Source organism: Arthrobacter sp. H14 (assembly GCF_000520495.1).
Taxonomy (GTDB): Bacteria; Actinomycetota; Actinomycetes; order Actinomycetales; family Micrococcaceae; genus Arthrobacter_C.
Window position 1 is genome coordinate 23,536 of sequence record NZ_KI914637.1, and the last position, 7,914, is coordinate 31,449.

Genomic DNA, 7,914 nt, shown 5'->3' on the forward strand with positions numbered 1-7,914 from the left:
GCAGGGCTCCCGGGCCGGAGACCTCGAGCCGTTTGAGCGGGGTCATGTCGAACATCGCCACGTTCGTGCGGGTGGCATGAACCTCGGCGGCGGCGATGGGGGAGTCGAACCGGGCCGACCAGGGATCGCGGGCCGGCGGCTGCCACTCCGGGGGCAGTTCCTCCAGCAGGGCGGCGTTGGCCTCGTACCAGTGCGGCCGCTCCCAGCCGGCGGATTCGAGGAAGTATGCGCCGAGCTCCTGCTGCCGCGGGAAGAACGGTGACACCCTCAGGTTCCGGGGAGAAAGCCGCGGCTCGAGCGGATGCCGGACATCGTAGATCTCAATAAAGTTCTGCTGCGACGTCTCGCTGATGTAGTCAGGCTGCAGCTGTACCTCTTCGAAGCGTGCGACGTCGAGTTCCCGAAGGTCGGTTTCGGAGCGGCCGGTGACCAGCAGTTCCGCCACGGCCTTGGCCACCCCCGCCGAATGGGTAATCCAGACCGCCTCGGCCAGGAAGAATCCGCGCAGCTGCCGCGATTCGCCCACCAGCGAGCCGCCGTCGGGCGTGAAAGAAAAGATGCCGTTGAACCCGTCCGCAATCTGCGCCGTCTGCAGCGATGGCAACAGCCGCTGGGATTCCTGCCACGACGGCTCGAAATCCTCGGGGGTGAAGGCGAGCCGGGAAGGCATCGACTCCGCCGTGATGCGTTCGGGATCCGACGCGGCCAGCTCCGCCAGGTCGACCGGCATCGGCCGGTGGGCGTAGGAACCGATCCCGAGCCGGTCACCGAATTCGCGGAAATACAGGTCCTCATCCTGGTGCCGCAGAATCGGCAGGCGGGCATGGCTGCCGGTGCCGATTCCCTCCGGAGCCGGGTCGGTGATCCCGGCCAGCGGTGTGGTTTTCACGTACTGATGGGCCAGGGGCAGCAGCGGAACCGTCACGCCAATCAAATCGCCGACGGCGGGACCCCAGAAACCTGCGGCGGAAACAACGACGTCGGCACTGAAGGTTTTGTCGCCGGCGCGCACCCCGGTGACACGGCCGGCGTCGGAATCAATACCCGTCACGGCGGCGCCACCGATAAACCGTGCCCCGCGCGATTCAGCCCGCGCCTGCAGGAGCTCGACGGCGAGCAGCGCCGAGGCCAGCCCGTCCGAAGGAACGTGCAGGGCACCCAGGATGTAGTCGCGGTCCACGAGCGGATGCAGTTTGACGGTTTCGTCCGGATCGAGGAGGCGGGGCTCGAGTCCCCAGGAGGTGGCGAAGCCATGCCGGCGTTTTAGCTCCGCGAGCCGGGCCTCGGTAGTGGCGACCTCGAGACCGCCGAGCTGGTTGAAGGCGGCGGTTCCGTCCTTCTTCAGTGACAGGAATTTCTGCACCGTGTAGGCGGCGAATTCCGTCATCGTCTTCGAAGGGTTCGTCTGGAATACCAGCCCGGGGGCGTGCGAGGTGGATCCTCCGGTGCGGGGCAGCGGACCCTGATCCAGGACGGTGATGTTGGTCCAGCCTCGCTCGGTCAGTTCATCGGCGAGATTAGCCCCGACGATTCCTGCTCCTATGATGACGACGCGGGGATTATTGGGTGCCATAGTTTTCCGATCGCTTCGTTGCGCGGGGGCCTCAGCTGCGCCGCTATACCAGCGTGCGGCGCACCTTGTATTCGAACCGTAGCGGCGTGCCTTGGAGGCTGTCAATGGTCCATTTTGGAGGAGTGAATTCCTCCTGCGGCACCGCCGCACTAAAGTGATCTGGTGCACACTAAAGTCTCAACAAACTACGTCATCACTGCCCGGAACCTGACCAAAATGTACGGCGGGTTCAAGGCCGTCGATAACATATCCTTCGAAGTCCCGGCGGGGGAGTCGTTCGGGCTGCTCGGACCCAACGGGGCGGGAAAATCCACCACGATGCGGATGATCGGCGGTGTCTCCGGCCGCACATCCGGAGAGCTGAGCATCATGGGGCTCGATCCGGAACAGCATGGTCCCGAAGTGCGCGCGCACCTCGGTGTCGTGCCGCAGCAGGACAACCTGGACGAAGACCTCAAGGTCCGCGACAACTTGATCGTCTACGGCCGCTACTTCGGCCTTCCGATGAGCTACCTGCGTCCGAAGGCCGACGAACTGCTCGAATTCGCGCAGCTGACCGACCGGGCCAAGGCCAAGGTGGACTCCCTCTCCGGCGGAATGAAACGCCGTCTGACGATCGCCCGGTCGCTGGTGAACGACCCGAAAATTCTGCTGCTGGACGAGCCCACTACCGGCCTGGACCCGCAGGCCCGGCATATCCTCTGGGACCGGCTCTTCCGGCTCAAGGAATCCGGGGTGACGCTGATTCTCACCACCCACTACATGGACGAGGCGGAGCAACTCTGCGACCGGCTGATCGTCGTCGACAAAGGCGCCATCATGGCGGAGGGATCGCCGTCGTCGTTGATTAAGGAGCACTCCACCCGGGAGGTGCTGGAGCTGCGTTTCGGTTCGCAGCGCAATGCCACCGTCGGCGAACAGCTGCAGGGTATAGGCCAGCGGCTGGAAACGCTGCCCGACCGCGTCCTGATTTACACCCACGACGGCGAAGCTGCCCTTGAGCAGGTCACGGAGCGGGGCCTGCATCCCATCACATCGCTGGTGCGCCGTTCCAGTCTCGAGGACGTTTTCCTGCGCCTGACCGGGAGGAGTCTCGTTGACTAACCAAGCAGACCAGCAGGCGCAGGACCGCAGCCAGGTGATGTCGCCGTCGGGCCTTAAAGCACATTCACCGGAGGTTGCGGCGCAACGTGCGCGGAAGTATGGGTCCCTGTACTACGCCGAACACGTTCTGCGGGCGATGCGCGGATACGGCTGGACCATCGTGGCCTCCAGCGTCGGCACGCCGATCGTGTACTTGTTCGCGATGGGGATCGGTCTGGCCACGCTGGTGGATTCCAGAACCGGTGACCAAGGGCTGGGTGACGTCTCCTACTTGACCTTCGTTGCCCCGGCCCTGCTGGCGACGGCGGCGATAATGGTGGCGAACGAGGAGTTCAGTTATCCGGTGATGGCGGGATTCAAGTGGCGTCGTACCTACTACGGCCCCAACGCCTCGCCGCTGAGCAGCAGCCAGATCGTCAACGGTTCGGTGATGGCAGTGACGGTCCGGCTGGCCCTCACCTGCGGTATCTACTTCCTGTTCATGCTCGTCTTCGGTGCTGTTCCGGATGCCACCGGCTGGCTGTCCGCCATCATCGCGGTGCTGTGCGGACTGTCTTTTGGTTTGCCGTTGATGGCCTATGCGGCGGGTATTGAGGAGGAACGGGGTCAGTTCGCGATGGTGATGCGTTTCGTCGTCACTCCGCTGTTCCTGTTCTCCGGCACGTTCTTCCCGCTGGATTCGCTGCCCATGGTGGTCCGTTGGATCGGCTGGATCTCGCCGCTGTGGCACGGAACCGAACTGGGCCGGGTGTTCAGTTATGACTACGCCGAACCAGTCTGGCTCTCCACGCTGCACGTGCTGTACATGGTGGTGTTGGCGCTCGCCGGCTGGGTCGTTGCTCGGAAGCGGTATGCGGGGAGGCTGGGTAAATGAGCACCGTGATCAAGCAGGAGGACCTGGTGCTCGAGGGGCGGAACCGACCCTTCGGCTCGCTCTACTCACGCAACGCACGTGCCGTCATCGGGCGTGGTCTGTTGGCGACCAAGAGCAGCAACTGGCTGGTGATGGCGAGTGGATTCTTCGAACCGGTGCTGTATCTGGTCGCGATGGGAATCGGGCTCGGGGCGCTGGTGGGGGAAGTGGAAGGACCCGGCGGCCAGCCGATCCAGTACGCGGCCTACATCGCCCCGGCGCTGCTGGCAGTTTCCGCGATGAACGGTGCGGTCTACGACTCCACCTGGAACGTTTTCTTCAAAATGAACTTCGCCAAGCTGTATGAGGGGATGCTCTACACCTCGCTTGGGCCATTGGATGTGGCGCTGGGGGAGATCTTCCTGGCCCTGTTGCGCGGGGCCATGTATGCCACCGGGTTCACCGCCGTGATGGGCATGATGGGATTGATTACGACGCCGTGGGCGTTGCTGTTGATCCCGGCGTCGGTCCTGATCGCATTCGGCTTCGCCAGCTTCGGGATGGGGATCACCAGCTTCATGAAAACCTTCCAGCAGATGGACTGGATCAACTTCATCATGCTCCCGATGTTCCTTTTCTCGGCAACGTTCTATCCGCTCAGCGTTTACCCGACGGCCGTGCAGTGGATCATCCAGGCGTTGCCGTTGTGGCATGGCGTCGAACTGCTGCGCCAGATCAGCGTCGGCGTCTTCAGCTCCGCAACGGCCATCCACGTGCTCTACTACCTTGTGATGATCGTCCTCGGCCTGCTGCTGACCACCGGCCGGCTCCGCAAACTCTTCCTGAAGTAACCCGTCGTTGCTTTGGCTGCGGTTCCAAAGCAACTCACGGCAACCAGTCAAGGGACTGGAGTGACTAACGCCATAGTGAAGTGTTGCCACTCGGTCTTGTCGTTCCGGCAGGCTCGAGTGGTCGGTCCACATTAAACATTCGTTCAGGAGTGACACCGACCTATGAATCGATCGTCTAAACAAACACGCAGACGGACGCTGGCTGTCACAGCCGCCGTCGTGCCACTGTCCCTCGTTTTAGGAGCGAGCGCCCTGGCAGCCATTCCAAGCAATGCAAGTAACAGCGAAAAGGCGGCTGCCGCCTCAACCCATAACGAGGGTAATCACGGCAAACCGCCGGAAATTGAAGCGCGCGCCAAAGACACCATCAAGGTCAAAGGCCGGACCTTCAAGGACCTCAACGACAACGGCAAGCTGGATCCGTACGAAGACTGGCGCCTTCCGGCCGACGAGCGGGTCGAGGACCTGGTCTCGCAGATGACGCTGAAGGAAAAAGCCGGCCTGATGCTGATCGACACGCTCAACGCCGCGTGCGATACCGAAACCCAAACACGGGGCACGCTTGACCCTGCGGCCACCGATTACATCAACACAGAGAAGATGCACCGGTTTATTTTCCGCAACACCGTGACCACCGAGGACAAGGCTGTCTGCGGTGAACCCGGGGCCGGTTTCCGTGCATCAACAAGCGTGACGCCGCGGGAAGCGGCCAAGTACATGAACACGATTCAGGAAATGGGCGAGGCGACGCGTCTCGGCATCCCGATGCTGTACAAGTCGAATGCGCGGAACCACATCGACCCGGACGCCCGCGAAGGCATCAATGAAGCGTCAGGTGCGTTCACGGCCTTCCCGAAGGAAGCTGGCATTGCCGCCGCCGCTTTGGGCGAGGAATCAGTCAACACTGGCCAGGCTCCGACCATCGGTGACATGTCTGTAGTGGAGGACTTCGCCAATGTCATGGGCGAAGAATGGGAAGCCATTGGCCTCCGCGGAATGTATGGCTACATGGCCGACTTATCAACCGAGCCCCGCTGGTACCGTGCACACGAAACGTTCACTGAAGATGCGAATCTCAATGCGAACATCATGACGTCGCTGGTGGAAACCCTGCAGGGCCCAGTTAAAGGCGACGGCATATCGCTGAGCCCCGACAGTTCCGTGGCGCTGACCATGAAGCACTTCCCAGGTGGCGGCCCACAGGAACTGGGTCTTGATCCGCACTACTCCTTCGGTAAAACGCAGGTGTACCCGGGTGATGGCTTTGGTTACCACCTGAAGCCGTTCGAGGCAGCCATCAATGCGGGAGTTTCCGCCATCATGCCGTATTACGGAGCGCCCATGGAGGTAACCTACGACGGCGTTACTTACGACCAGACAGGGATGGCCTTCTCCGAGCGGATCGTCAACGACCTGCTGCGTGGCAAACTCGGCTTCCAGGGCTACGTCAACTCCGATACCGGCATTATCAATGACCGGGCCTGGGGTCTGGAGGACAAGTCGGTTCCCGAGCGGGTGGCGGCAGCCATCAACGGAGGAACCGATACGCTCTCAGGTTTCCACGACGTGCAGACCATCATCGATCTCGTTGACCAGGGACTGGTGACCGAGGAACGGGTGACGACAGCTGCCGAGCGGCTGCTCGAGCCCATGTTCCTGATGGGCCTGTTCGAGGACCCCTACGTGGACGCGTCGAAGGCGAACGATGTCGTCGGCAATGAAGAGAACCGCGAAGAAGCGCTGGAGCTGCAGCGTAAGTCCGCTGTGCTGCTGCAGAATGAGCAGACGCCCGACGGCGGCAAGGCACTGCCGCTCAAGGAGGGCTCGGATGTCTACCTCCTCGGCAGCATCGACGAGGAGACGGTGGAGAGCTATGGCTACAACGTCACCAACGGCAACACCGAAGATCCCACCGAACGGCCGAGCGCGAAAGGCCACGACCGGGTGCTGATCTCGATGACGGCCAAGAACGTCAATACCGGGGATTACAAGAGTGATGACCCCAAGACGGGCCTCAACGAGGCGCACACTAACCCCATCGAATTCCCCGGAGTGAAGGGTTTGGACGGTGAGAGCCCGTACGGCGCTGCCGATGCGTGCGTCGCCTATGGCGCCGAAGAGTGCACGGACAACGGTCTGCGATTCGGTGGATCTCTGCCATGGGAATCCAGCATTGTGGACTTCACAGGCATGTCCAACGCCGAGTCCTGGAAGGTGACTCCGTCGTTGGAGACGATTCAGCAGGTGATGAGCGAAGTTGATGACCCGAGTCAGGTCGTGCTGCAGGTCTACTTCCGCCAGCCGTTCGTGCTGGACGAAGCGAGCGGCCTGCGCGATGCCGGAGCGATCGTGGCCGGCTTCGGAATGAGCGACGCAGCCCTGATGGATGTCTTGTCCGGAAAGGTCAGTCCGCAGGGCAAGATGCCGTTTGCGCTGGCCGGAACCAGGAAGGCCATCAAGGAGCAGTACAGCGACCTGCCCGGCTACAAGGAAACCACCGACGGCGCATTGTTCCCGTTCGGTTTCGGGCTGACCTACTAATTGCCACCCCGTAAGCCATGGACCGGCCTTCGGGCCGGGACCTGACACCACAACGAGAGCCCATCCCAATCAGGGGCGGGCTCTCGTCGTCGATATGTAGCTGCGGGCCTACACCTTTAGCTCGGGATCCAGGATGCGCGACGCCAGTCTGGTGAGCTGTGTCACGTGACGGGGGGACAGTTCCTCGATGCAATTGACCTGCAGGAGCTTCATGGTGCCTGTGATCTGCTCCGAGAGGATCGAGATGGTGCGATCGACGCCCGCCCGGCCTCCAGCCATGAGCCCGTAGAGGTAAGCCCGGCCGATGAGCGTGAACTTCGCGCCGAGAGCCATGGAAGCGACGATGTCCGCCCCATTCATGATCCCGGTGTCGACCATGATCTCGATGTCGTCTCCTACCTCGCGGGCCACCGTTGGCAGCAGGTGGTATGGGATAGGTGCGCGGTCGAGTTGGCGGCCGCCGTGATTTGACAGGACGATGCCGTCGACGCCCAGATCCGTGAGTTTCCTGGCATCATCAAGCGTCTGCACGCCCTTGACGACCAGCTTGCCCGGCCACATCTGGCGGATGATACCGAGATCGTCGTAATTGATAGACGGGTCCATGGCCGAGTCGAGAAGCTCTCCAACGGTCCCTCCGGTTGAGGATAACGATGCGAACTCAAGCTTGCGTGTGGTGATGAAGTCCCACCACCACCAGGGCCGCGGCACGGCATTGAGTACCGTGCCAAGCGAGATCTGGGGCGGGATCGAGAAGCCGTGCTTCGCTGCGGGCACCCATCCTGGAAGCCTTTCGCCAACTGGAAGACTGGTCCGGTGTCTCTGGAATGCTGCGGAAACAACACCACGCCATCCTGGAGGCGATTGCAGCAGGTGATGGTGCGCGCGCTGCGGAACTCACCGAGGAGCATATCCGCGCCGCATCTGCAGCCCTGCCGGCTCTCCGCAGCCCTGGTGGGTAATATCTACACAACGATGAAGCGGGCGGCGGA

Annotated in this window: 5 protein-coding genes and 2 pseudogenes; 5 read left to right on the forward strand and 2 right to left on the reverse strand. The window is 62.2% G+C overall.

Features of this window, described 5'->3' with window-relative positions:
- Positions 1 to 1,573 (reverse strand): annotated as a pseudogene (locus tag Y707_RS23730) (FAD-dependent oxidoreductase); the annotation flags it as partial.
- A gap of 216 nt (positions 1,574 to 1,789) precedes the next feature.
- Here Y707_RS23730 and Y707_RS0105415 point away from each other — a divergent pair.
- The 4 genes from Y707_RS0105415 (at position 1,790) to Y707_RS0105430 (ending at position 6,922) form a co-directional block, all read left to right on the forward strand.
- Positions 1,790 to 2,677, forward strand: a complete 888-nt coding sequence (locus tag Y707_RS0105415; RefSeq protein WP_081744637.1) for an ABC transporter ATP-binding protein — start codon at positions 1,790 to 1,792, stop codon at positions 2,675 to 2,677.
- A 37-nt stretch (positions 2,678 to 2,714) separates the two neighbouring features.
- Positions 2,715 to 3,551: an ABC transporter permease gene (locus tag Y707_RS0105420; protein ID WP_035780505.1), complete on the forward strand. Its 837-nt coding sequence runs from the start codon at positions 2,715 to 2,717 to the stop codon at positions 3,549 to 3,551.
- The gene (locus Y707_RS0105425; RefSeq protein ID WP_051441677.1) at positions 3,548 to 4,381 is read left to right on the forward strand and encodes an ABC transporter permease; all 834 of its coding nucleotides are present in this window, start codon (positions 3,548 to 3,550) and stop codon (positions 4,379 to 4,381) included. Before Y707_RS0105420 ends, Y707_RS0105425 begins: the two co-directional genes overlap by 4 nt.
- A gap of 162 nt (positions 4,382 to 4,543) precedes the next feature.
- Positions 4,544 to 6,922 carry a glycoside hydrolase family 3 protein gene (locus tag Y707_RS0105430; RefSeq protein WP_026534321.1) on the forward strand — a complete coding sequence of 793 codons (2,379 nt, stop codon included), beginning with the start codon at positions 4,544 to 4,546 and terminating at the stop codon, positions 6,920 to 6,922.
- Positions 6,923 to 7,030: 108 nt separating this feature from the next.
- Here the strand turns inward: Y707_RS0105430 and Y707_RS23735 are convergent.
- Positions 7,031 to 7,687 (reverse strand): annotated as a pseudogene (locus Y707_RS23735) (alpha-hydroxy acid oxidase); the annotation flags it as partial.
- Between the two features lie 62 nt (positions 7,688 to 7,749).
- Between Y707_RS23735 and Y707_RS32650 the strand changes: the two are divergent.
- Positions 7,750 to 7,884, forward strand: a complete 135-nt coding sequence (locus tag Y707_RS32650) for an FCD domain-containing protein (RefSeq protein ID WP_081744639.1) — start codon at positions 7,750 to 7,752, stop codon at positions 7,882 to 7,884.
- The last annotated feature ends 30 nt before the right edge of the window (positions 7,885 to 7,914 follow it).